The sequence below is a fragment of the Nitrincola salilacus genome (assembly GCF_046271865.1).
Lineage (GTDB): Bacteria > Pseudomonadota > Gammaproteobacteria > Pseudomonadales > Balneatricaceae > Nitrincola > Nitrincola salilacus.
The window spans coordinates 4,193,211-4,216,498 of the sequence record NZ_CP176580.1 but is presented as its reverse complement, the minus strand read 5'-3'; the positions used below and the strand labels follow the sequence as shown (position 1 = coordinate 4,216,498).

General features: G+C 45.0%; 21 protein-coding genes and 1 pseudogene. 19 read left to right on the top strand and 3 right to left on the bottom strand.

The genetic code is table 11. The annotated features are described in order from the left end of the window. The first annotated feature begins 36 nt into the window (after window positions 1–36). The 19 genes from ACK3CJ_RS19415 to ACK3CJ_RS19325 all read left to right on the top strand — a co-directional run bounded on the left by ACK3CJ_RS19415 (window position 37) and on the right by ACK3CJ_RS19325 (window position 20,430). The gene (locus tag ACK3CJ_RS19415; protein ID WP_409523845.1) at window positions 37–777 is read left to right on the top strand and encodes a flagellar basal body rod protein FlgF; all 741 of its coding nucleotides are present in this window, start codon (window positions 37–39) and stop codon (window positions 775–777) included. A gap of 104 nt (window positions 778–881) precedes the next feature. Then, window positions 882–1,667 carry a flagellar basal-body rod protein FlgG gene (flgG, locus tag ACK3CJ_RS19410; protein ID WP_409523844.1) on the top strand — a complete coding sequence of 262 codons (786 nt, stop codon included), beginning with the start codon at window positions 882–884 and terminating at the stop codon, window positions 1,665–1,667. A gap of 80 nt (window positions 1,668–1,747) precedes the next feature. Next, window positions 1,748–2,428 carry a flagellar basal body L-ring protein FlgH gene (gene flgH / locus ACK3CJ_RS19405; protein ID WP_409523843.1) on the top strand — a complete coding sequence of 227 codons (681 nt, stop codon included), beginning with the start codon at window positions 1,748–1,750 and terminating at the stop codon, window positions 2,426–2,428. 29 nt (window positions 2,429–2,457) lie between these two features. Continuing rightward, on the top strand, window positions 2,458–3,549 hold the full coding sequence (locus ACK3CJ_RS19400; RefSeq protein ID WP_409523842.1) for a flagellar basal body P-ring protein FlgI: 1,092 nt from the start codon (window positions 2,458–2,460) through the stop codon (window positions 3,547–3,549). Between the two features lies 1 nt (window position 3,550). Next, window positions 3,551–4,618, top strand: coding sequence for a flagellar assembly peptidoglycan hydrolase FlgJ (gene flgJ, locus ACK3CJ_RS19395; RefSeq protein WP_409523841.1), 1,068 nt, complete (start codon window positions 3,551–3,553; stop codon window positions 4,616–4,618). A gap of 62 nt (window positions 4,619–4,680) precedes the next feature. Next, window positions 4,681–6,723, top strand: coding sequence for a flagellar hook-associated protein FlgK (gene flgK / locus ACK3CJ_RS19390; protein WP_409523840.1), 2,043 nt, complete (start codon window positions 4,681–4,683; stop codon window positions 6,721–6,723). A gap of 15 nt (window positions 6,724–6,738) precedes the next feature. Then, window positions 6,739–7,659 carry a flagellar hook-associated protein FlgL gene (gene flgL, locus ACK3CJ_RS19385; protein ID WP_409523839.1) on the top strand — a complete coding sequence of 307 codons (921 nt, stop codon included), beginning with the start codon at window positions 6,739–6,741 and terminating at the stop codon, window positions 7,657–7,659. A gap of 1 nt (window position 7,660) precedes the next feature. Continuing rightward, window positions 7,661–7,966 carry a hypothetical protein gene (locus ACK3CJ_RS19380; RefSeq protein WP_409523838.1) on the top strand — a complete coding sequence of 102 codons (306 nt, stop codon included), beginning with the start codon at window positions 7,661–7,663 and terminating at the stop codon, window positions 7,964–7,966. A 153-nt stretch (window positions 7,967–8,119) separates the two neighbouring features. Continuing rightward, window positions 8,120–8,530: a flagellar protein FlaG gene (locus ACK3CJ_RS19375; RefSeq protein WP_409523837.1), complete on the top strand. Its 411-nt coding sequence runs from the start codon at window positions 8,120–8,122 to the stop codon at window positions 8,528–8,530. Between the two features lie 45 nt (window positions 8,531–8,575). Then, a complete protein-coding gene (gene fliD / locus ACK3CJ_RS19370; RefSeq protein ID WP_409523836.1) occupies window positions 8,576–9,961 on the top strand; it encodes a flagellar filament capping protein FliD in 1,386 nt (461 codons plus the stop codon). Window positions 9,962–9,988: 27 nt separating this feature from the next. After that, window positions 9,989–10,402, top strand: coding sequence for a flagellar export chaperone FliS (gene fliS / locus ACK3CJ_RS19365; protein WP_409523835.1), 414 nt, complete (start codon window positions 9,989–9,991; stop codon window positions 10,400–10,402). A 216-nt stretch (window positions 10,403–10,618) separates the two neighbouring features. Further along, a complete protein-coding gene (locus ACK3CJ_RS19360) occupies window positions 10,619–11,479 on the top strand; it encodes a flagellin (protein ID WP_409523834.1) in 861 nt (286 codons plus the stop codon). Between the two features lie 106 nt (window positions 11,480–11,585). After that, a complete protein-coding gene (locus tag ACK3CJ_RS19355; protein ID WP_409523833.1) occupies window positions 11,586–14,066 on the top strand; it encodes a 6-hydroxymethylpterin diphosphokinase MptE-like protein in 2,481 nt (826 codons plus the stop codon). After that, entirely contained in the window at window positions 14,063–15,334 is a 1,272-nt protein-coding gene (locus ACK3CJ_RS19350) for a motility associated factor glycosyltransferase family protein (RefSeq protein WP_409523832.1), read from the top strand. Before ACK3CJ_RS19355 ends, ACK3CJ_RS19350 begins: the two co-directional genes overlap by 4 nt. Continuing rightward, window positions 15,324–15,590, top strand: coding sequence for a hypothetical protein (locus ACK3CJ_RS19345; protein WP_409523831.1), 267 nt, complete (start codon window positions 15,324–15,326; stop codon window positions 15,588–15,590). The genes ACK3CJ_RS19350 and ACK3CJ_RS19345 overlap by 11 nt, the downstream gene beginning before the upstream one ends. A gap of 365 nt (window positions 15,591–15,955) precedes the next feature. After that, window positions 15,956–16,198 carry a phosphopantetheine-binding protein gene (locus ACK3CJ_RS19340; protein ID WP_409523830.1) on the top strand — a complete coding sequence of 81 codons (243 nt, stop codon included), beginning with the start codon at window positions 15,956–15,958 and terminating at the stop codon, window positions 16,196–16,198. Further along, complete coding sequence (gene pseG, locus ACK3CJ_RS19335) at window positions 16,198–17,778, top strand: UDP-2,4-diacetamido-2,4,6-trideoxy-beta-L-altropyranose hydrolase (protein WP_409523829.1); 1,581 nt, start codon at window positions 16,198–16,200, stop codon at window positions 17,776–17,778. The genes ACK3CJ_RS19340 and pseG overlap by 1 nt, the downstream gene beginning before the upstream one ends. 1 nt (window position 17,779) lies before the next feature. Then, a complete protein-coding gene (locus tag ACK3CJ_RS19330) occupies window positions 17,780–19,285 on the top strand; it encodes a class I adenylate-forming enzyme family protein (protein WP_409523828.1) in 1,506 nt (501 codons plus the stop codon). An 80-nt stretch (window positions 19,286–19,365) separates the two neighbouring features. Further along, entirely contained in the window at window positions 19,366–20,430 is a 1,065-nt protein-coding gene (locus tag ACK3CJ_RS19325; RefSeq protein ID WP_409523827.1) for an FkbM family methyltransferase, read from the top strand. Here the strand turns inward: ACK3CJ_RS19325 and ACK3CJ_RS19320 are convergent. The 3 genes and pseudogenes from ACK3CJ_RS19320 to ACK3CJ_RS19310 form a co-directional block, all read right to left on the bottom strand. Next, window positions 20,427–21,515 carry an FkbM family methyltransferase gene (locus ACK3CJ_RS19320; protein ID WP_409523826.1) on the bottom strand — a complete coding sequence of 363 codons (1,089 nt, stop codon included), beginning with the start codon at window positions 21,513–21,515 and terminating at the stop codon, window positions 20,427–20,429. The two genes, ACK3CJ_RS19325 and ACK3CJ_RS19320, sit on opposite strands and share 4 nt — an antisense overlap. A gap of 1 nt (window position 21,516) precedes the next feature. Beyond that, window positions 21,517–22,680 (bottom strand): Gfo/Idh/MocA family protein, encoded by a 1,164-nt coding sequence (locus ACK3CJ_RS19315; protein WP_409523825.1) that lies wholly within the window; start codon window positions 22,678–22,680, stop codon window positions 21,517–21,519. Between the two features lie 79 nt (window positions 22,681–22,759). Continuing rightward, window positions 22,760–23,239, bottom strand: a pseudogene (locus tag ACK3CJ_RS19310) (IS1595 family transposase); the annotation flags it as partial. Between the last annotated feature and the right edge of the window lie 49 nt (window positions 23,240–23,288).

Genomic DNA, 23,288 nt, shown 5'->3' with positions numbered 1-23,288 from the left:
TTACCTTAGATGCTTACCCCAGAGACAGGAGAGATAATGGATAAATCACTGTATATCGCCATGACAGGAGCCCGAGAAAATATGCTCGGACAGCAGGTGCGTGCCAACAATCTTGCCAATGTCACCACAAATGGTTTCAAGGCGGATTTTGAGCAGGCACGGGCGATGCGGGTCTTTGGCGACGGGCATGCCTCACGCGTGTACTCCCAGAGTGAGCGCCCTGGTACGAATCTCAGCAGTGGAGCATTGATTGAAACCGGACGCAATCTGGATATCGCTATTCATGGGCCTGGTTGGATTGCCGTGCAGTCCCCTGATGGCACGGAAGCTTACACCCGCGGTGGGGAGCTGCAGATCAATGCCGCCAATGAACTGGTGACAGGCAATGGTTTGCCGGTTCTTGGCGCGGGCGGGGCGCCGATTGTATTGCCGCCGGCACAACAGGTAGATATCTCCTACGATGGTGCCATTACGGTTCGCCCTCAGGGTGACCCTGCGGCAGCCCTGGTTCAGGTTGATGTGATAAAAACGGTCCTGCCGGAACCGGGTACTTTTTTCAAAGGGCCGGATGGCATGATGCGTACAGATGACATGGTGCCTTTGCCGGTTGCTGCGGGCGTACAGTTACGCTCCGGCTATGTCGAGTCCAGTAATGTCAATGCGGTCAATGAGCTGACATCCATCATCAGCCTGTCGAGGCAGTTTTCGATGCAGGTGAAAATGATGAAAAATGCAGAAGAGAATTCGAGCGCGGCTGGCCGGATACTGCAGAACTGATTTGGCAGGACGGATGTGGCAGAACAGGTTTGGTAGAGAAGGTTTATAGGTACTTATTGCGTCAGGTATGGCGCTGAGTCGATAACAGAATTGGAGTAGATGTCATGCATGGTGCCTTACATGTTGCTAAAACCGGATTAAGTGCGCAGGACACTAATCTGAAGATCATCTCAAACAACCTGGCTAACGTCAGCACGGTTGGGTTCAAGAAAGATCGGGCGGTTTTCGAAGATCTTATGTATCAGATCCGTCGCCAGCCGGGCGCACAGAATGCTGAAGATGCTCAACTGCCCTCCGGTCTGCAAGTCGGTAACGGTACGCGTCTGGTCAGTACACAGAAGATGTTTCAGACCGGTGAGATGCAGGTCACCGATAACTCATTCGATATGGCGATCAGTGGTGGAGGTTTTTTCCAGGTGCTGCAGCCCAACGGTGAATTAGCCTATACCCGCAATGGCCAGTTTCACCTCAGTAATGAAGGGCAGATAGTGACTGCGGAAGGCTTTCCGCTGGAGCCGGAAATAAACGTACCTGAGGGGGCTGTCCAGGTATCGATTGGTGTGGATGGAACGGTTCAGGCTGTCATAGCGGGTGAGGTTGAGCCTCAGGATCTTGGACAGATAGAGCTGGCCAATTTTATCAATCCGCAGGGTTTGCAGGCAACTGGTTCAAATCTGTTTATCGAGACGGCCGCCAGTGGTGCGGCTCAGGTGGTCATTGCAGGCGAAGATGGCACTGGCTTTATCAATCAGGGCTGGATAGAAGGCTCCAACGTGAATGCGGTTGAGGAGTTGGTCAATATGATCACGACTCAGCGTGCTTATGAGATCAACTCAAAAGTGATCTCAACGGCTGATCAGATGCTGTCGTTCGCGACCCAGCAGCTGTAGTCAGTTTTAGTTAGCAGGTTTGGATAGCAGGTCTGAATAGCAGGGTTAAGTGAGTTGAATAGGGTGATGAGGTACGTGGCATGACAAGGGTTATCAGATCGACGCTGATGTTACTGGCAATCCTGTTGCTCAGTGGGTGTGTGAACAGCCCGCCTAAACCGGATAACCCTTACTATGCACCTGTGCAGCCACAGATGATGCAGGCACCGAAGCCGGTAAACGGAGCGATCTACAACGCTTCGACAAGTGTAGGTCTGTATGGTGATGGGCGTGGGCATCGTGTCGGTGACATCATTACCGTCAATCTGGCTGAGCGTACACAATCATCGAAAAGTTCGAGTACATCCGCCGACAAGAACACCAGTGTGAATGTCGGGGCACCCAATATCGGTGGTCAGGATCTGGCACTGTTTGGCAACCCACTGAGTGCATCAATCAGTGGAGGTAGTGCGTTTGATGGTACTGGCTCATCGGATATGAGCAACCGTCTGAGTGGCAATATCACCCTGACGGTACATGAGATCTATCCCAATGGAGTCATGCTGCTCAGGGGTGAGAAGTGGTTGACGCTGAATCAGGGGGATGAATATATCCGTGTTAGTGGCTTGGTACGGCCTCAGGACATCAATCCGGATAACACTGTTGACTCCACGCGTCTGGCTGATGCCCGAATCTCCTACAGTGGTACTGGTGCGACAAATGATGCGAACGTGATGGGCTGGGTATCGCGCTTCTTTTTCAGCCCGCTCTGGCCCTTTTGAAGCTGGCCATTTTAACAGGAGATATGTGAATGAAACGCATACTGATCACCGTGCTACTGGCGAGCCTCTATTGTTCATCAGCCTATGCTGAACGCCTCAAAGATCTGGTGTCGGTATCCGGCGTTCGGAGCAACCAACTGGTGGGTTATGGATTGGTGGTAGGCCTGGATGGAACAGGTGATAAAACCAACTTCACCTCCCAGACCTTCCGTAACATGCTGAATAACTTCGGTGTGGCTATTCCGCCGAATATCAATCCCAACTCCAAGAATATCGCTGCAGTTGCCATTCATGCTGATCTGCCACCTTTCGCTAAACCGGGTCAGATGATCGATGTAACTGTTTCAACCATCGGTGATGCCAAAAGTCTTCGAGGTGGTGCTTTGTTGATGTCACCACTTAAAGGAGCGGATGGTGAGGTTTATGCGATGGCCCAGGGCAGTCTGATAGTCGCGGGCTTTGGTGCCGAAGGGCGTGATGGCTCCCGCCTGTCGGTCAATGTACCCAGCGTTGGCCGTATTCCCAATGGCGCGTCAGTGGAGCGTGTGGTGCCGAATGCTTTTGCACAGGGTGACAGTCTGATTCTGAATCTGAACAACCCGGACTTCACTACGTCTCGCCGTGTAGCTGAGCAGATCAATGGCCTGCTTGGGCCAGATGTAGCGGCATCTCTGGATGCGACATCGATCCGAGTCAGAGCCCCGCGCGATGCATCGCAACGTGTATCTTTCCTGTCGGTACTTGAAAATCTGGAGGTGCAGCCTGCAGAAGAAACGGCCAAGATCATTATCAATTCACGCACCGGTACCATCGTCATTGGCCAGAATGTGCGGGTATCCCCCGTGGCTGTGACGCATGGCGGTCTGACAGTTTCCATTACGGAAGAGTTTGATGTCGATCAGCCTAATATTCTGGGGCAAGGACGAACAGTAGTAACTCCTCGAACGGGTATCGATATTGAGGAGGGGTCCGGCAGAATGTTTGAGTTTGCACCAGGTACATCCTTGCAGGATATTGTCGAGGCCGTTAATCAGGTGGGAGCAGCGCCAGGCGATCTGATGGCGATACTCGAAGCCCTTAAGCAAGCCGGTGCGCTACGCGCCGAGCTGGTGGTGATCTGATATGGATATTAATAAGTTCGGCCAGGCCAACCCACAGCTCTATACCGATCTGAATCAATTACAGTCACTGAAAACCAAGGCTAACAGTGATGAGAAGGCTGCACTCAAAGAAGCGGCACAACAGTTTGAGCAGCTGTTTCTGAGCATGATGCTGAAAAGCATGCGAGAAGCCAATGCGGCGTTCGGTGAAGACAATATCTTCAACAGCAGCGAGACAGAGCTCTTTCAGGATATGCTGGATCAGCAATCCACCCTCAATATGGCTAAGCAGGGCGGAATAGGCCTGGCGGATGTGCTTGTCAGGCAGCTCAGTCAGGGAATGGACATGCGTCCGGCAAAAGATGATGACGATGACAGCACCAGCAGTAAGTCTGACACAGAGCAGATGTTGAATCGTGCATTTGATTCAACAGCCAATGCGGCGGCATCAGCAATGCTGGGCCGCATCTACCAAAGCAGCAAGTCCGATGAGTCAGCTGAAATAGAAGCTGCCGAAGCACCAGATACTCAAAAGCAGGTTCAGGAGAGTGGTGTAGTAACAGATGAAACCAACCGTACCAGTGAATCTCTGCCAGGCCGCTTTGAATCACCGGAAGAGTTTGTTGAGGCTCTGCTGCCGCTGGCTGAGGCTGTTGCTGGAGAGCTGGGTGTCGATCCCAAGGTACTTCTCGCACAGGCCGCACTGGAAACAGGCTGGGGGCGGTTTATCACTCAGGATCAGCAACGCAGCAGTTATAACCTGTTCAATATCAAAACCGGCAGCCGCTGGGAAGGTGATCAGGTGCGTGTGTCGACTCTGGAATATAACCAGGGTATCCCTCAGCGAGAGATGGCTAACTTCAGGGCTTATGAATCCTATGAGGATAGCTTCAGGGACTATGTCAGCTTTCTGAAGAACAGTCCCCGTTATCAGATAGCGCTGGAGCATGCCGATAACCCGGCACGCTACCTGCAGGAGTTGCAGGCTGCGGGATATGCGACAGATCCGGCGTATGCGGACAAGATAGAAAGGATTTTTTCCGGCGCAGTGTTGGCGCAGGCCGGAACCGGTACGGCTCAAGAAAGTTAATCGCTGGCCGATAACAGGACAGCAACGTTAAAGCAGTTATTGTGCTGCTGCGGGAGTAAGAGATGGCTTCATTATTGTCAATTGGTGTTCAGGCGGTTCGTGCCAATCAGGCGGCGCTGGGCGTTGTCGGCAACAATATCTCGAACGTCAATACACCGGGCTATACGCGCCAGATTCCTCAGTTTCAGAGTGAGTTGGGTGGTGGTGTCAGGCAGGAGGCCACACAGCGCATTGCAGATAAATTCATCACCTCTCGCGTTTGGGCGGATAACTCCCGTTTTGAAGCAGCCAAGTATTTTGAAGGTATGGCGAACCAACTCGATAATACATTGGCCAGCGACAGTACCAGTCTGTCTCTGAAACTGGATGATTATTTCGCAGCCTTGCAGGGAGCGAATGATGATCCTTCATCGCTGACCAACAGAGAGCTCTTCGTTGCCGAAGCCAATGCAACCGTGCGCCGCTATAACGATCTGCATCAGCGCATCTCGGAGCAGAGCACGACGATTAATACCCGTATTCGTGAATTGGCAGAAGAAGTCACGAGCCAGGCTCAGCAGATTGCTGACTATAATGACCGTATACGTATTGCGCAGGCGGCAGGAAAGGAGTCTTTTGAGCTGCTGGATCAGCGTGATGAGGCGATCAAGGAGATGTCATCACTGATCGATATTCAGGTCATTGACCAGCCAACAGGAGAGGTCAGCATTTTCATCGGCAATGGGCAGCCACTGGTTATCGGTCAGACGGCCAATCCACTGGTCGCCCTTCCAAACGAGCTGGATCCTACTCAGTATGATGTGGGTGTGGTGATTGCCAATCGCTTCAATAGTCTTGACGGTATGATCTCTACTGGTCAGCTTGGTGGTGTTCTGGAGTATCGTGATGATGTGTTGAACAAGAGCCTGGATGAGCTTGGACGGCTGGCGATTATCTTTGCCGATACCATGAACGAACAGCACCAGAAAGGAATGGATCTTGATGGCAACATAGGTAAGTTGCTGTTCCGGGATATCAACGATGATGTTCTGGTCAAATCTCGCTTGCAGTCAGAGCATGCTGATGGGGGCGTGACCATTACCGATAGTTCAAAGCTTCGGGCGTCGGATTACCAACTGGTATTTACCTCCAATGAAACCTTCAGGCTGACACGCTTGTCAGATGGAGCGAGTTGGACTCAGGCGTCTTTCAACTCAGTCGGCGCTGATATTAATGATGTGAGTTCAGACAAGGATATCTATTTTGATCCTGCCAGTGGCGAACTACGCCTTGAAATAGATGGCTTTCAACTTGATATCAACAAGGCCGCACCCTTTACCACTAATGAGCTGATGATGGTGAGGCCGGTTAGAACAGGCGCTGAAGATATGCGTCTGGATATCAGTAACGGGCGGCAACTTGCACTGGCAACTCCAGTATCAATAGCGGCTGAAGCAGGAAACGAAGGGACGGGGCAGGTCAGCGTTCAGGTCAGTGATCTGGTGCCATTACAGGCAACACCTGAGAGCGCATTGATAAATTTGCTACCTGATGCCGATCACAGTATCAATCTGGTTAAAACCGCAGGTGGATATGATGTTCAGTTGCTGGATGGTGCGGGTGCAGAAGTGCTGCCGGCACCTTTGGTTGTGGATACAACTGACCCGCGAAAACTTGTGATCAGCAATGCGGATTCGACCCTACCCGGGGAGCTGGTTGTTGGGGTGCAAGGGGTGCCGGAGGAAGATGATGCATTCGTTATCAATTTCAACTTTGAGATCGACGGTGGAACGGGCGATAAAATCAATATAGGTATCTCCGATAACCGTAATGGTGTATTGCTGAGTGACCTGATGAGAGCAAAAACCTCACTCGAAGGCAGCTATCAGGAGACTTACGGTCGACTGGTCGAGCGCGTGGGGATCACAACCCGTGTCGCCCAGATGGATCGACAGGCCTCGGAATCCGTACTCAAGAACTCGATCAATCAGCGTGAAGAAACAAGTGGTGTCAATCTGGATGAAGAAGCCGTCAGGCTGATTCAGTTCCAACAGGCCTATCAGGCCGCAGCGCAGCTCATTACCGCCTCGCAGCGGACCTTTGATGCTCTGATCAACTCAATTTAAATGGGGAGGTAAGTGATGCGACTTTCAACCCAACAGTTTTACATACAGAATCTGGATAATGTGAACCAGAGCAATGCGCGGCTGTTCAAGGTACAGCAGCAGTTGGCTACCGGCCAGAAACTGTCACAGCCCTCAGATGATCCACTGGCTGCGACCCAGATCAACAAGTATGAGCGAGTCATCGCTCGAAATGACGTATTTACCAATAATGTCAACGTATCTGAACGCAGGTTAAGGCTTGAAGAGAGCACACTGACGGCGATCACCGAGTCAGTGCTCAATATTAAGGATCTGGCGATACAAGCGAATAATGGTGCCAATTCAGACAGCGATCTCGCTATCATCGGCGAAGAGATGCGGCAGATTCTGGGGCAGTTGGTTGCAGCAATGAATACCCGGGATGCTCAGGGTGAATATCTTTTTTCGGGCTTCAAAGGCGATACCGAACCCTATCAGCTCAACGTTGACGATAACTATGAATATAAGGGTGACTCCGGGCAGCGTTTCCTGGATATCGGAGAGAATGCCACCATTGCGGCTACTGACCCCGGCAGTATTCTGTTCGGTTCGGGTGAGGAGAACCTGCTGAATGTTGTCAACAGTATGGCATCACTGTTGAAAGGTGACAGGCCGTTGGATGCTGCGTTTAATACGATTACGGAAGAGGTGTCTGACCTTCAGGGGCAAACTAATCAGTTTTTCGAGACATTGGTGACCAAACGCTCAGAAATCGGCGCCAGGTTACGTGTACTGGATGATCAGCGTGAAGCCCTGGCTGATATTAAACTCTTTACTCAGAACACCTTGTCAAAATTCAAGGATACCGATTATTACGAGGCTACCAGTCAGTTACTCTTGGAGCAGAATGCTCTGCAGGCGGCTTATGCCAGTTTCGGCAAAATACAGCAGCTTTCGCTGTTCAATTATGTGAATTGATATGGTAGTTGAATCGCTGGATAAACTGGAAGCTTTGCTGGAGCAGCAGGTACAGGCGCTTAAAGCGGCAGATATTGAGAAGCTCACTGCGCTGGAGGCTGAAAAAGTTGAGTTGTTGCAACGATTGGACTGGTCTTCGTTGGCACGGCAATCGGATACTCAGTCGCGATTGCAGTTGTTGATTAAGAAGAACAAGTCGATAGCCGATCAATGCGTCAATATTCAACTTGAATTGGCCAACAAAATCTCTGAGTTTCAGCAGCATAACAAGGCCGCTCAGAAGTATGAGGACTTTTCCGGCTCCTGATACCGTTGGATCACGCTTCACTGATACCTGACAAGGACAAAAAGGCCGCAATGAGCTAAAGTTTAGTCAGCTTCTGCCGATATGTTCCCAATAGATATAGAATCGGCCGGATGAAAACAAGGTTGGCTTCTGGCTAACAAGCGGAGAGTGGTCATGGCAATTGAATCTTCTATGGGCGCCACAGGTGCTGAACGGGTAATGCCTCAGCAGAGTGATGTTGGCCTGCGTGCTAAAGTGGATGCCGGTCAGGTTGAGGCACGGGCGGTCGAGGCAGCCTCTCAAAGCACTGCGCAGAAAAAAACTGATCCAGAAGCTGAAGCCAATGCAGTGCAGGAAGCAGCCAAACAGTTGAGCGGTTTTCTTAATGTGATCAACAGCGACCTTAACATCTCCGTTGACCGGGATGTCAATGCAACCGTCGTCAAAGTCATCAACCGTCAGAATGACGAAGTGATTCGCCAGATCCCCTCCGAGGAGGTGCTGTCGTTGATGCGCAGAATGAATGAAATATCAGAACAGATGTTCGGTGATTCAACCGGTGTTCTGATCAAAGACCAGGCCTGATTCGTTTGTGCAGAGCGGTCTTAATTAGTTAAGTGGGGTGTAATAGTGTCTGGTATCTCTTTTTCAGGTGTAGGCTCAGGTCTTGACACTAAATCAATTGTTAATGCGTTGGTCGCAGCCGAGATGGTGCCACAGCGTGAGGCATTGAAAGCCAGACAGAGCAATATCACCAGTCAGCTCTCGGCTTTCGGGCGCTTGAAAAGCGCCATGACTGCATTCCAGACCACTTTGAATGATTTGCGCAAAGAAACGAATTTTCAGCATCGCTCGGCAACCCTGAGCAATGATAAGTATTTCAGTATCTCGACTACAGCAAAAGCGACTCCAGGTCAGTTCAGTGTCGAAGTGCAGCGTCTTGCAGAGCCTCAGAAACTGATCACGCAAGCGGGTGCTTTTGCCACTGGTGCTACAGAGGTGGGTACCGGTTCTCTCGATATCACCTCCGGTAGTGACAGCTTTACCGTTAATATTGGGGATGGCTCCAAGACGCTGGCAGGAATCAGGGATGCGATTAATGCGAGCAAAGATAATGATAGTGTCAATGCCTCTATCGTTAATGTCGATGATGGCTTTGGTGGAACAGAGGCTAGATTGATACTCACTGCACGTAACACTGGGTTGGATAATGTGATCACAGTGGTGGCTAATGATGCCGATGCCGGTAATGGCCCGAATGAGGGGTTGAATCGGCTCTCATCTGCGAACCTCGTGGAGCAGCAAGCAGCAGCAGATGCATTGATTCTGGTTGATGGGCTGTCGGCGACTCGCTCCAGTAATTCAATTTCGGATGTCATCGAAGGTGTGACACTGGATCTCAAAGAGGCAGAACTGGGTAAAGAGACTATTGTCACCATTGACATCGACAAGAAGCAGATTGGTGATAATGTTCAGAAGTTTGTCGATGCCTACAACGCGCTCAGGGGAGTGATGAAGGATCTGTCGGGCAATGAAAAGAGCGTCTTGCTGGGTGACTCCACACTCAGAACCCTGAGTATTCAATTGCGCAACGAAATCTCATCACCTGTCGCTACGGCCGAAAGTGACAATAATATACTCAGTCTCGTGGGCGTTACCATTGATAAAGATGGTCGCATGAGTCTGGATAGAACCAAGCTGGATAAAGAGTTAGATGCCAATCCTGGTTCAATCGCGTCTCTGTTTGCCAGTGAAGATGGTGTGGCGAGTCGCCTTTATGAAACTGTACAGAATTATACTCAGGCTGGCGGGCTGCTGGAGAACAGAACCAAGGGTCTGGATGCCAGAATGAAATCTGCCAATGCTCATGAAGAGCGTCTGGATCGCAGAGAAGAAAACCTGTTCACTCGTTTGACGCGTCAATATAACGCGATGGATTCGCTGGTTGGCAGTATCCGCAGTTCGGGTGATTTTCTCGTGGCTCAATTGTCAGCCATGAACAATAGCCGTTTTTAATCTGATTTTGTGATTTTCGGGGAATATATGAATAAGGGTATTAACCAGTACCAGCAGATCAATGTTGAAACCTCCCTGACCAATGCCACTCCGCACCGATTGGTGCAGATGCTGTTCGAGGGAGCTTTAAGCAGCCTGTCAGCGGCGAAAGGTGCGCTGAAAGATGGCACCTCCGTTCAGGTGGCTACTCATATGAAAAAAGCGGCCACCATCATAGCGGGCCTTGAGGAGGGGCTGGATTATGACAAAGCAGGCCCGGATGGGCGTGAACTAGTCAGCAACCTCGAAAACCTCTACCAATATATGCAGGATCAGTTGATCAGCGCACAGGTTGATCAGAGTGAGGCTAAGGTCGACCATATTATCAGCCTGTTGATAGAGCTCAAATCTGCCTGGGATCAGATCAAACCAGACGCAGCAGATACGGGAAGCGCGAGCTGATCTGTTTGAAGGAAAGTATTTTCCAAGGCGTAGCGAAATCTACGCCTTTGTTTTTTAACAGCAACTCTGTAGCGCTGCTCTACTCCCTCCATTGGTTTTGTTTCATCCCCTCGAAAAAAAATCAAAAAAAACCTCAAGCATCTTGATCAAGCGCCGATAACCTACTCACACAAGAGATAAAGTACGCACTTCTGGCGTAATGTGAGGAGATACAAAATGGCTAACGTCGTCGCAACAAACATGTTTTCACTGACCGCGCAGCGCAATCTGTCTACTACAGAAGGCGGAATGAAGACTGCGATGGAAAGATTGTCATCTGGTCTGCGCGTTAACAGCGCAAAGGATGACTCAGCAGGTCTGGCTATCGCAGAGCGTATGAATGCTCAGATACGTGGTATGAACGTAGCCATTCGTAACTCTGCTGATGGTATTTCACTGGCTCAGACCGCTGAAGGCGCCCTGCAGCAGGTATCTGATACTCTGCAGCGTATGCGTGAACTGGCGGTACAGTCTGCCAACGGTACGAACTCAACGACTGACCGTGCTAACCTGGACAAAGAGTTCAAGGACCTTGGCGCAGAAGTTGATCGTATTTTGGGTGCGACGCAGTTCAACTCCCGCGATATCTTTGTATCTGGCGCTGGTGCTGGAACAACCATTTTCCAGGTGGGTGCAAATAACGACTCAACGAACCAGATCAGCGTCACAACAGTTGCGCTTAAAACTGATGCAAAAATCACGGCTATCACTTCAGGTGGTACTATCACAGCGGCAGGATCACTGGGTGCGCAGCAGAGTGCAGCCCAGGCGATGATCGATACCATTGATACTGCTGTTGATGAGATCACCACTCAGCGTGCAACCTACGGTGCTGCAAACAACCGTTTTGAAGCAACCATCACGAACCTGCGAAATGCATCTGAAAACCAGTCTGCTGCACGTAGCCGTATCATGGATGCTGACTTCGCGGTTGAAACTGCCCAGTTGACCAAGTCTCAGGTACTTCAGCAGTCCGGTATTGCGATTCTGTCGCAGGCCAACCAGGCGCCACAGGCAGTGCTTGGGTTGTTGCGATAAGTTATATACTTACAATCCAACAGAAAAAGGCAGCGAAAGCTGCCTTTTTTGCTTCACTATGTCAGACTGGTACTATAGGTTGATCCCATATGAAGGTGAGGTATATATGAGTTTAGGCTGGTCAGTAAATCGCTTTGGTGAACCGTATCTGTATGAGATCAACAGAGTTAGGTTTATTGCTGAGCCTTCTGTGGAACAGTTTGATAGTTTCTTTGGGGGACAATTAAAGGCTGAAGGACAACTAAGTATTATTGTAGGATCTGATTCGGGATTGTTGATACCCTATATTGAGTCCTTTATTGATTTAAACCGGCGTAGTCGCTACCTAATAATCGAAGATGAGATGGTACTCGCTGAAATAAGAGATAAAATCAATATTCAGTCAGATCGGATCAAACTGATATCAATCGATCAGTGGGAGGAGGGGGGAGAGGCAATTGGTCTTAAGCGGTTTGTCTTTACCAATAAAATAACCTTACTGAAATCGCTCGGTTGTGATGATGGGCACTATGAACCCTATGCAGAGTTGTTTGAAAAAACCAACTCTCTTTACGCAAAAGACAAGCTCTTAATTGAGGCAAGTTCGATTGGAATGAAGCACTTCGTGATGCTACAGCTCCTGAACTCACCTGATCATGTGTATCAGGCGTGTGAACTGGAGTCATATTTAGCAGAGCGCGATGTTTTGATCCTGGCCGCTGGCCCCTCACTGGATCAGCTTGGGGATTGGTTGCTGGTAAACCGAGAGAACTTTACGCTCTTGGCTGTGACCCGTATTGCACCTTTTTTACAAAAATTAGGAATCAAACCTGACTTTTATGTAGCGGTTGATCCTCAGGAAATCAGTTTTGATATTTCCAGAGCAGCACTTTCAGACTCTGCAGAAGTCCCGCTCATCGCAGCAAATCATACCCATTTTCAACTGGTAAGTAATTGGTGCTCACGTGTATATATGCTTGATAAGCGTCTTCCGTGGGACTCACCTTTGAATGTGCAGAATTGGTCACAATCCGCGCCCACTGTAACTCATAGTGCAATTGCCGTGGCGGTTCAGGCAGGAGCCAAGCGAATCTTCCTGGGGGGGGTGGACCTTTGCTTTGATAAGGATATGAAAAGTCATGTCAGTGGTACGCCTGAGGCTAAAGCTGGTCCTAAGCTGAATGTATATACCTACCCTGTTGAAACTTATGCAGGCGAGATGGCCGAAACAGATCGTCATATGCTGCTGTCTATTCAATTCGCAGAACAGTTGGCTGAAGATGCGCGCCTCAAGTCTATTCCTATCTACAACCTTTCACAGCAGGCAGCAGCAGCAAAAGGGATAGAATTTATCAATAAGGATAGTATAACTGGGCTTCAGTCAAACTATCCTGCTGTACAGCAGGTGCAGGGTAACGAACAGGTTAACAGAAGAGCATATCTGGAAGCGATAAAAGGCGAGCTGGAAAGCTTTTATGACGTTATGGTCGGGCTAGAGAAAGAGCTCAAAGAGAGGTCCTTACTGGTAGGAAAGCTTTTTTCGCAGCAAGATATACTGAATACAAAGGTATGGCAGCGAATTAAAGATATTGACAGTTTGTTGGGCCAATTGGGTGAGTCAAGGAAAAGGTTCTTCACTATCTGGGGGTTTGGCTATTTTTTCAATGCATTAGATGGCAAAGACGCGGACAGCATCAGTGCAAAGGACCTGAAGGAGTATTTTAAGGGGGATTATGCTAATCATCTTCAGATTGCAGCAGAGTTAAAAAAGACACTTAAATTTGCGTTAGACAAGTGTAATAGAAGGCTGGATGAGCTTGCACCGGATGATCTGGATAGATTGGCGAGTGAGTGGGAGCAAGAGCTTGAGTTTTTCCGCCCGGAGATTGTTGCAGGCTATGTTCCGTCGCTACGTGGTTCTGCTAAGTTAGAAAAAATTAAACAACACCTCTTTGAACAGTATGGCATGCTCTCAAAAAAAATAGATGAAAGAGAAAGTGCAAGATACCATTTATTTAATAACGAAGGAGCTTTAATTACACGAGCTCTGGAGTTATTTAAACGCGGTTCTGTAGAGTTGTTAGGCAGGCTTGGTGATATAGTAATATCAGAAAATAGTAAGAATAAAAAATACTCATCCGCACTATTATCTCTTATTAATGGGTATAAGTTTGAGCTTGAAAAGAAACCAATGGATGCGTTGGTGGAGTATGAGAAAGTCATTGACAAGGGGGGGCGACCATGCCTGATTCCGGCGCTGAAGCGTGTGCTTGTTTTAAGCAACCAGCAGAAGGATTATGTGCAGTCCTTGCAAGCGATCGAGTGTATCAGTCTTTTAGATCCATCCTATTTGAAAATATATGCAGAGTTTCTATTGAAACTCGGATCGGTACATGAAGCGCTAGATAAGTTTGCAGATTATAATCAGGCTTTTCCGGGTGATATTGATGTTCTTGCGCGTATTGCAGAAGTTTACCATGAGACAGGCAATATAGATCAGGCAGAGGAGATGATTACTAGTCTATTGGCACTATATCCAGAACATCAGTCAGTGTTAACTGTTGCAGCGAAAATAAGTCAGAAAAGATCGAGTGAAGCAGGGGCATGATGGAGGCGGTCAAAGAAAAAATAGCTTTGGCCGCAATGCGGTGGCCTTTCCTTGCGCCATTTATCACTTTAGATATGGCACTGGACTATGACGTAACGGGTGATACACCAGCACCTGTTTTGGTTTACCAGAGCAAGCATATGTCCAGTGCGATAGATCCCAGGACAGAGGCATCGGTGCAGGCTTCTGTCATCCCTGTTGAATGCAAGGAGGCTTGGGTATACGGTGTTGGATCTGGGTTGGTGATAGAGCAGTTATTACAGCGCCCGATAATCGAGTGTCTGAATGTGGTGGTATTCAATCGACAGTTGCTTGCCAAGTCCTTGGCTGTATATGAGCACACATGGCTGAGTGATCAGCGAGTAAATATATTCTATGCCGGTGATCTGAGCTTGCCTGGAAAGCCATTTGCAGCGGTTTATCCTGAATTACAGTTGGCCGAGGTGGCTGCCCATCCACTGCGCGATCGTGTGATGACAGAGTTGGATCACCGTTTACGCAGCCAAAATCTGGCACGGCGTCAAATGGCGTACGATCAGCCAAACCTGAAAAAGAACGAGATTTTTATCCGCCAAGATGATGATATCAGGAAGTTTGAAGGTGCTTATAAAGGGGGGTGTGTAACAGTAATAGCTGGTGGGCCCACTAGTAGCGAGTTCCTGGCTCAGCCTGTAGCTTCTGATTGCCTGGTGGTAGTATCTACTGCTTTGAAGGCAGTGCTGCTTGCAGGTTTACGGCCAGATTTTGTGATTGCGATAGATAGCCATCCAGACATGATTAGTCATTTTGATAGTGTGGTAGATCATTCATTGCTGCAGAATACGACTCTGCTTTATGCCCCAACTGTTACTCCGTCTATTTTGTCTGCCTGGTCAGGCCCAAGAGCTGTATTTTATCTTGAATCCCCTTTGTTTGATCACTTGGTAAAAGAGATTCCCCATACGAAGCTATTTTGCTCAGGCACAGTAACGCATTCTGCAGTTGCATTTACGGCTCTGCTTGGAGCGTCTGAGGTTCGCCTGGCAGGTGTGGACTTTGGCTTTCCTGGTGGTATAACACATGGAGAAAACATGAATGGACACTTGATTAAAGATTCGCAAGCAGAGGTTGTCAATGGCAGAGGTGAAATGATCGCTTCAACCCCTGCGTTGATAGGCTATTTACGAGACCTTGAGCAGTACATAAAGCAGTTCCCGAATATTTGCTTTTTAAATATGTCAGCTCGGGGGGCTAAAATTCACGGTGTGGATTTTTTCTATGCAAGATAATGGAAGTAAGCTAGTCAGTGATGCATTAGAAATCGCATATTTTTTGCGTGTTGGCGAAGTTAATTATGCATATGGCCTCTGTCCTGATTTTATAGATTGTTTAGAAATGGATCTTGCTGAAAAACAAAAACTAAAAATAGAAAATGTATTGCAGGCGATGCTAATGGCTCAAAAAAATAATAACACTGTCTGGTTTGCCGATCTTATAGAGTATATGTTGGTTCCAAATTTAGTTGCCGATGGAGAGGTGAAGTAACATGATAACAACGCCGAGGTAGCTAAAAATATTGTGCGATCAAGAATTGAATATCAGTACTTTTTTATATAAGAGTGGTTATTAATCGCATTCATGTGTGCTCCGGGCTTAAAAAATTACAGGAATAGACTAGAAATATGCAGTTCAGATAAAAGGCATTAGTAGCCTATTCAAGTGTCTGCGATATTCTTTGTCTAAGGATTGAATCTGGCATTTTTATCAATACTACAAGGAAATCAAGGAAGCGTTGCACAAATAAGCTTGGTGGTGTTGGGTTAATGACAAAAAAACCAGTATGTTATTGGCCGAAAAAGCTAAAAAACGATATATTGTGGTGCTCATTTAAGCTGAAGGATCTTGTATAAATGTCTAAACAACAATTGTATTCTTTTTTCATTGATTTCTTTGAAGCAAGAGGTGTTACTTTACCGAGCTGCATAGAAGAGTTTGAATTTGTCAGCAGTGGTGTTTTAGATTCATTTGAGTTACTTAGCTTGATAATGCAGATAGAACTTGAATTTTCAGTATCTATTTCTCCAGAAGAGTTGTTGGATGAGAAAAATAAGACCTTAGGTGGATTAATTAATACCATTGAGGAAAAACTTTAATGTTTGCTTTTCGCATTAGCACTGCCCAAGGGATTGGGCATTTTATGCGCTGTAAGTGGCTTGCTTTAGCGCTTCAAGAGCTTAGTTATGAGGTTTGTTTTTTGCTCAATGAAAATCCAAACATTGTACAGTTGGTTGAGGCTTTGCCGTGGCCAGTATTCACGTTACCATTGTTGTCAGAACAACAAGATGCAGTAAAAGTCTTAAGCCTACTTGAGACTTTTGAAAAGCCGTATCAAATTATTATTGATAGCTATACCTTAGGTTTGGTTTGGGAAAAGTTAATTAAAGCTGCCGGTATAGATGTCATCGTTATTGATGATTTAGCGCGCGAACATGAGTGTGATTACTTGATTGATCAAAAGGTTGTCGCAGATATTGATAGTCGCTATCGTAATAAGCTACCAGCGCATTGCCAATCATTATTAGGACCAGAGTTTGCTTTGTTAGGACCTGATTACCGACAAAAAATTGTCAAAAGTGATTTAAGGAAAAACTTACTTTTTTCATTAGGGGGCGGAGGTGATTGGCGTTTATTGACGCCTTTAATTAAAAAGCTTATACCTCAACTCGATTATGACATTAGCGTGGATATCATTATCGGGCCGCAAGCTATTTACACAACTGAGCTACTTGAGTTTTCTAAACACCATAAGCAAGTTGAAATTATCTGCTCACCAACTAGCTTGTTTCCGTATTATCAAAAAGCACGCCTTTTTGTGGGTGCTTTGGGGACTTCATTATACGAGCTATTAGCGACAAGAACACCTGCGTTAACCTTTTCTATTGCAAGTAATCAAGATAACACGCAAGAGGACTTACAGCAGCTCGGTCATTATTTTCATGTCGATAATTTTTTACAATTAAATAGTGATCGTCAAATTAAGTTGATTACTACTTTATTAAAGAATAGTAATCGAGTTGAGGGGCTTATAAACCGTTCAAAATATAAGATTGACGGTCAGGGGGTGAGTCGAGTTGTTTATTATTTGACGCAGCATAAAAGTGAATATATTTCTAGTCCAAAGCTGGCTAAAGTAAACCAAATAGAGCGCAAGTCAATCGCCGCTAGTCTTAGTTATAGAGCCGTTGTTGATGAAGATATTATGCTGTACTTATGTTCACGTAATAAGCCAAGTAATGCGAAAAAAATGACAGTTACAAATACAATTGAACTTGATGAACACATAAACTGGTGGTTTAAAAATCATCGAAACTCATATGTTATTTATGAAAATGAGCAGCCAATTGTGTTTATTTGGCACCAAGCCTTTACTATGCAAAAACATGATTTTTTAATTGGTGGTTGGTTTACTATTGGTGATCATGTTGCTTTTCCAGTCGCTTTGGTGATTTTAAAGTGGCAATTGACTTTCACTAAAGTGGAGCTGCCTGGTGCTCGTTGGGTAGCGGTAATAAATAAAGAAAATAAGTTCGTCCGTTTATTGAACCAATATATGGGATTTGTAGATGTAACCCAGAAAAGCTTGAGTTACAAGGCGATTAAAAAGGCTTTTCCAAAAGCATCGTCTAATGACTTTTACTATGTTGATCGTGATCCAGGCTTGCAGATTAAATAATATGAATAATATTTTTTCACTTGTTTATCAAAATAGTTTAACGCAACCCAATAAAGTTGCCATTGTTTGCGAAGAACAAACACTAACTTACCAAGATCTCATACAAAAAGTACTTACTCTAAGTTTACAACTGAAAGTGCTAGGTTTAACAGCTGGGCAAAGGGTAGCTCTATTTGCGCCAAATGGACCTGAATATGCTGTCGTCTTTTTAGCAGCTGCTAAGTTAGGACTTGCTGTAGTTCCACTACCAATAACTCTTAAAGGTCATGCATTAGAAAATGCAATGAAATCAATACCAATGTCCTTAACTGTTGCTTGGTCAAATGTGTCATCACAACTACTGGAAATGGGTTTAGTTCAAGCAGATAATTTGGTCTCTTTAAATCGAAGAGTTGCTGATGAAATGCTATGGGAAGAGGTCCTGAATAATAGTGAAAAGGACGACATAGATTTTTGTGATTCACAAGACTTGCCATATATCTTGACAATGACGTCAGGCTCAACTGGATCACCAAAACCAATAATACTTACGCAGCGTTGTAAAATTAATCGTGCCTTTGCGGCAACCATTAATTATTATAATTTAACTGTCGATGAGGTTGTCTTGGTATCTACACCTCTTTATCACTCACTTGCACAGCGCGGTTTATTAATGCCTTTGATGCTTGGGGCAACAACTGTAATATTACCTAAATTCAATGTGGCAAAGTGGTTTAACGTTATCCAACAGAAAAAGGTATCATTTTTATTTGCTGTTTCAAATCAATTGAATATGTTGATAAATGAAATACATTTAGCGAAGGATATGACTAGCTTAAAATGTATAGTAAGTTCGTCAGCTATTTTGACGCAGGAAATTAAAGCTAAGTTAGTTGAAAACTTTGATTGTCTCTTACATGAATGCTATGGCACTTCTGAAGTAGGCGTTGTAACTGATTTTTGCCTAAATACTGATAGTGAAAAACAAGGTAGTGTTGGTAAGGCACTGCCCTTTGTTAAAATAAAAATTATTAACGATAAGGGTGAAGTATTAAAAGTAGGCGACGTAGGGCAAATTCTTTGTCAATCTAAAACGGAGTTTTCAGGATATTTGCAGCTTCCAGAAAAAACTAAATTGGCTTATGATTCCGAAGGCTATTTTGCAACTGGTGATCTTGGCTATTTAGATAAAGATGGTTTTCTTTATTATGTAGGTCGAAACAATGATGTAATTTCATCAGGTGGGATCAATGTGTACCCACAAGATATTGAAAGTGTAATTAAAATGCATCCTGATATTGAAGACTGTGTTGCATTTTCTTTTCCCGATAAACAGTTTGGTGAAGTGATTAAGGTCGTTTATACAACGTATAGTGATTTTATAGATGAAGCAGAGTTAAGAAAAATTTGCTTACAAGAGCTAACTGATTACCAACAGCCACGCTTTATGCAGCGTGTAGATTCACTTGCTAAAAGCAGCTTGGGAAAAATTTTTCGGCAATCAGTTAAAGAGCTGTATGGTGGATAGTTTTTTGTCGCTAATATAGCGATATGCTGTAGATAGTAATGGTGATTTGGTGAAGTCTATTAATGTATTGGAGGGTTGAAATGAACAAACAGTTTATTAAAATGTATTTTGCAGAGAATGCTCCTCGGTATATTTTTGGTGCTACCGCTGAAGCTAAGGAATTAATTGCTATCCACAGGGAAAAAAATATAGAGATAACGGCTGTTATAGATAATTTTTTCTCGGGTGAAAAGTTTTCCGGTTTGCCCTGTTTGAAGCTTAATGATGTGCCCAGTAATGCATTGATTTTATCTGCGGTAACAAATAGTAGACCAATAGATGTCAATAATTTATTAGAAAAGCATAATTTTAATTATTGTGATTACTTTTATTTCTACAGGTATTCTGGGTTGGAATGCCCTAAAATAAGTTTCTGGGAAGGGGTAATTAATCATTGGCAGACCTATAAACTGGAATATGACAAAGTTAAGAGTATATTGTCAGATTATGAGTCAATCAAAACATTTGATTCAATTGTGGGTTTTCGCAATAATTATGATTTAAGTTATATGAAAGGCTTTACATTTAATATAGCGAATATGTATATTGAGCCGTTTTTACTTCCTTTTAAAGAGGGTGGTGTGTTTTTTGACTTGGGCGCATTTGATGGAAGTGATTCAGATCGTTTTTTAAGGCACTGTCCAACAGGTAAGGCTTATTTATTCGAACCTATTCCTAGCCAAGTTGAGTCGCTGGCCATAAAATATAAAGATTTTTCAGCAGTAACAGTTGTTCCTGTTGCTGTAGGTAATGCCTCAAGAAACGTTAGCTTTTCACTCTCAGGCAAATCTTCTAAAATTGTCGATAAGGTTGGTGGCGCTGAGGTAGTTTCAGTTCAGCAAATTTGTATTGATGAATTTTGTGCTGATAATAATATAATTCCATATTATGTAAAAATGGATGTTGAAGGGGTAGAGTTAGACGTTCTTAATGGTATGGCGGATACTATTATAAAATACAAACCAAAGCTGGCAGTCAGTGTATACCACCGAGCGGACCACTTGATTTCTGTACCTAATTACTTAAAGAAGCTGTGCCCTGAATATAAATTCTATTTAAGACACTATACCCAAGGTTATAGTGAGACTGTGCTATTTGCTGTTTAATTAACCTTTGGAATAGCGTATAGAATGATTTCTAAACCAAAGTCGCCATGACAGTGTAGCCTAAAAGTATAATCGCTATTATAGTTATGTATAGTTTGCGCTATTTGCCATAAATGTTCTGGTTCATGATAGACCGAAATAGCAAGCAAAGGTGATTGCTCTATAATGATTTGCTTTGCGCCTGCAATTGCCTGTGGCTCTGCACCTTCGATATCCATTTTAATAAAATTAGCTTTTGCGCCAATACATACCTTGTCTAAAGCGACAACCGGTAATAAGTTATTGGTGTTTTTGATTTCTGCTGAGTTTGTGAACTTACCTTGCGATTTTCCTGCTTCAAAATTTAGTATAGTATTATCATTCCAAACACCACAAGGATATAGGTAGGACGTGAAATTCTCGTCTTGAAATTTCTTTATTTTAGTATTTAATTTCGTAAAATTTTCAGGGTCAGGTTCAAAACAAACTATTGTATTTAAGTTTAATTCAGATTTGGATAATGTTGCAACTGCGCTGTCTAATGTGTCTCCAATGTATGAGCCGCAATCTATTAATCTAATTCCTTGATGCCAGATTGGTAACTCTAACAACCAAGGTGGAAAATATTGGGTTAGCCAGTCATTTTCAATATAGTTTTCACTTGATGGTGAACTACGAAATGTGATGATTTCTTTAAGGCACTTTTTACTCACTTCATCGTCTAAGTTTGCCCTTAGCCATGACAAGTTGTCTTGGTTTTGGTTGGTACTTTCTATTAGCTTTTTTTTATGTGTTTGGCTGATAAAATTATCTAGAACATGCGGATAGGATGATATTATCTCATTCATATTAAGGCAATTCTTGATGCCTAGTTGTTGTAGCTGTTGTTTTATCTGTTCGCTAGCACATGATACTGATACTAGCATCGGTAATGATTTGTCAGGAATTGTGCTTGGTCGGTAGATTGGGCATTGTTGGTAATGAGTAGCTGTTGTATATGCGTCGATAAAAAATGCTACTTCAATACCTTGTTTTGAAAGTGCGTGAAAAATTTTTTGTCCATTACCACCTGCACCATAGATGGCTACTTGTTCACAATTACTCATATTAGTGCTCAATATTAAATTGTTGATTGAGTTTCACCCATCTCTGTAATTTTACAGACTGTTGAGCTGCTTTAAATAAATTCAAACCATCTCTTGCTTGCTCTAAACCAAAAACATAGTTGCTTTTACCTTCTGATTTATTTAAGTAATGTATGAGTTCACTATGAATGTCAGTATATAAATTTGAAAAGGCCTCAACAAATCCAGTGGGATGGCCTGGTTTCATTCTGTTATACCTAAACTGGTTCGCATATTTACATTGACCTGCTCGGTCAAGAATTTCTCTTCTACCGTCGTTATAATTAAGCTCTAATTCATCTGGATTTAATTGCAGCCAACATGCGCTACCCTTATCGCCATAGACTCTCACTTTTAAGCCATTTCTATGGCCAATAGCTGTTTTTGACATCCACATACTACCGCGAATGTTATTTGGGTATTTCAATAACATAAAGACATCATCAACTAAGTCAGGGTAGTGTGAGTGATTGCTGAATTGTGCAATTGTCTCAGTTGCTTCCAGTTCTAGTAAGTAAGTAGAGAGGTGGTGTAAGTGAACCCCTAAATCTAAACAAATAGTCGGTACTTCAAAATCTTTTAGTCGCCATGCTTGGGGCATTGATGGTTTTCCTGCAATATCAGGAGGCCTTCTAAAACCTTCTTGTGGCATTTCTAAATGAATTTTCTGAATAACTCCTAGTGCATCTTGCTTTATTAGATGCTTTAGCTCTCTGATCATAGCATAACCGCTGTAGTTATAAGTTACGGCCAGAAAGTGCCTTGATTTGTCAAAGCAATCTTGAATACGATTTATCTCATTGGGTCCTGTTACTAGGGCTTTCTCAGAGATTATAGGTACATGGGCATTTAACAATACTTCGATGACTTCAACATGGTGAGGGGTAGGAGTAAGCACAACAAAGGCATCAACGTGTGTTTTTTCTGCTTTAACTAGCTGTTGCCAATCACTATATACATGCCTTGAGTCTACACCCCACCGAGATGCTGTTGCTTTATTTTCTTCAGGATTTCGTGAGAAAGCACCAGCTACCACCTCGAACTTATTGTCTAGTTGGCTTGCTGCAAAATGTACATAACCGACAGCCGAGTTATTCCCTCCTCCTATGAATGCGAGTTTTAATTTCTTATTTTCGTCGTTAGTCATCACTGATGCCTTTTTAGCTGTTTAATATTTTATCGGCCATTGTAACTACTCAGTCGATCTGATTTAAAAAGTTTCCTGATTACCCATATACCTCAGCCATCTTTAGCAGCCGATAAGGCATTGGCGGTGTTCGTACAGCGTGGCGCCCCAGTTTTGGCAACAGTGCACGCAGATCAAATCGGTTATTGAACCGGTAGCAATACTCTGCCAGATGTCGGGGAAGGTGCTTGGCTCCGATCGAGTGACAGCTGCCTCGTAGCGAGTTTTTTACATTACCAATCATGGTGTTAACCCAGTTGAAGGCCTTATGATCCAAGAGCTCCAGCTTACCGCCCACGACAAATCCGAGGTGCTCACAGCCTGCTTCTTTCGTGGCCTTGAAGCACGGCAACCCATCCGACAAGACAATGCCACCGGGAACCAGATGACGCTGCGCCCAGGCGCCAATCGGCTGCGACCTGAAGCCATCGACGACGCTCATTCTCATATGGATCGGATGACCCTTCTCATTCAGGGCAACGGCGGCGACAAAGGGTGTCTTACCGGCCGCACCACGGCCCACGGAAATATCATGAAACCCCGCATGTCTCTATTAACCCGGCGACAAT

Excerpts from the sequence above, each read along its gene's own strand:
- ACK3CJ_RS19415 (WP_409523845.1), top strand. The coding sequence starts at position 37 with ATGGATAAATCACTGTATATCGCCATGACAGGAGCCCGAGAAAATATG.
- flgG (WP_409523844.1), top strand. The coding sequence starts at position 882 with ATGCATGGTGCCTTACATGTTGCTAAAACCGGATTAAGTGCGCAGGAC.
- flgH (WP_409523843.1), top strand. The coding sequence starts at position 1,748 with ATGACAAGGGTTATCAGATCGACGCTGATGTTACTGGCAATCCTGTTG.
- ACK3CJ_RS19400 (WP_409523842.1), top strand. The coding sequence starts at position 2,458 with ATGAAACGCATACTGATCACCGTGCTACTGGCGAGCCTCTATTGTTCA.
- flgJ (WP_409523841.1), top strand. The coding sequence starts at position 3,551 with ATGGATATTAATAAGTTCGGCCAGGCCAACCCACAGCTCTATACCGAT.
- flgK (WP_409523840.1), top strand. The coding sequence starts at position 4,681 with ATGGCTTCATTATTGTCAATTGGTGTTCAGGCGGTTCGTGCCAATCAG.
- flgL (WP_409523839.1), top strand. The coding sequence starts at position 6,739 with ATGCGACTTTCAACCCAACAGTTTTACATACAGAATCTGGATAATGTG.
- ACK3CJ_RS19380 (WP_409523838.1), top strand. The coding sequence starts at position 7,661 with ATGGTAGTTGAATCGCTGGATAAACTGGAAGCTTTGCTGGAGCAGCAG.
- ACK3CJ_RS19375 (WP_409523837.1), top strand. The coding sequence starts at position 8,120 with ATGGCAATTGAATCTTCTATGGGCGCCACAGGTGCTGAACGGGTAATG.
- fliS (WP_409523835.1), top strand. The coding sequence starts at position 9,989 with ATGAATAAGGGTATTAACCAGTACCAGCAGATCAATGTTGAAACCTCC.
- ACK3CJ_RS19360 (WP_409523834.1), top strand. The coding sequence starts at position 10,619 with ATGGCTAACGTCGTCGCAACAAACATGTTTTCACTGACCGCGCAGCGC.
- ACK3CJ_RS19355 (WP_409523833.1), top strand. The coding sequence starts at position 11,586 with ATGAGTTTAGGCTGGTCAGTAAATCGCTTTGGTGAACCGTATCTGTAT.
- ACK3CJ_RS19350 (WP_409523832.1), top strand. The coding sequence starts at position 14,063 with ATGATGGAGGCGGTCAAAGAAAAAATAGCTTTGGCCGCAATGCGGTGG.
- ACK3CJ_RS19345 (WP_409523831.1), top strand. The coding sequence starts at position 15,324 with ATGCAAGATAATGGAAGTAAGCTAGTCAGTGATGCATTAGAAATCGCA.
- ACK3CJ_RS19340 (WP_409523830.1), top strand. The coding sequence starts at position 15,956 with ATGTCTAAACAACAATTGTATTCTTTTTTCATTGATTTCTTTGAAGCA.
- pseG (WP_409523829.1), top strand. The coding sequence starts at position 16,198 with ATGTTTGCTTTTCGCATTAGCACTGCCCAAGGGATTGGGCATTTTATG.
- ACK3CJ_RS19330 (WP_409523828.1), top strand. The coding sequence starts at position 17,780 with ATGAATAATATTTTTTCACTTGTTTATCAAAATAGTTTAACGCAACCC.
- ACK3CJ_RS19325 (WP_409523827.1), top strand. The coding sequence starts at position 19,366 with ATGAACAAACAGTTTATTAAAATGTATTTTGCAGAGAATGCTCCTCGG.
- ACK3CJ_RS19320 (WP_409523826.1), bottom strand. The coding sequence starts at position 21,515 with ATGAGTAATTGTGAACAAGTAGCCATCTATGGTGCAGGTGGTAATGGA.
- ACK3CJ_RS19315 (WP_409523825.1), bottom strand. The coding sequence starts at position 22,680 with ATGACTAACGACGAAAATAAGAAATTAAAACTCGCATTCATAGGAGGA.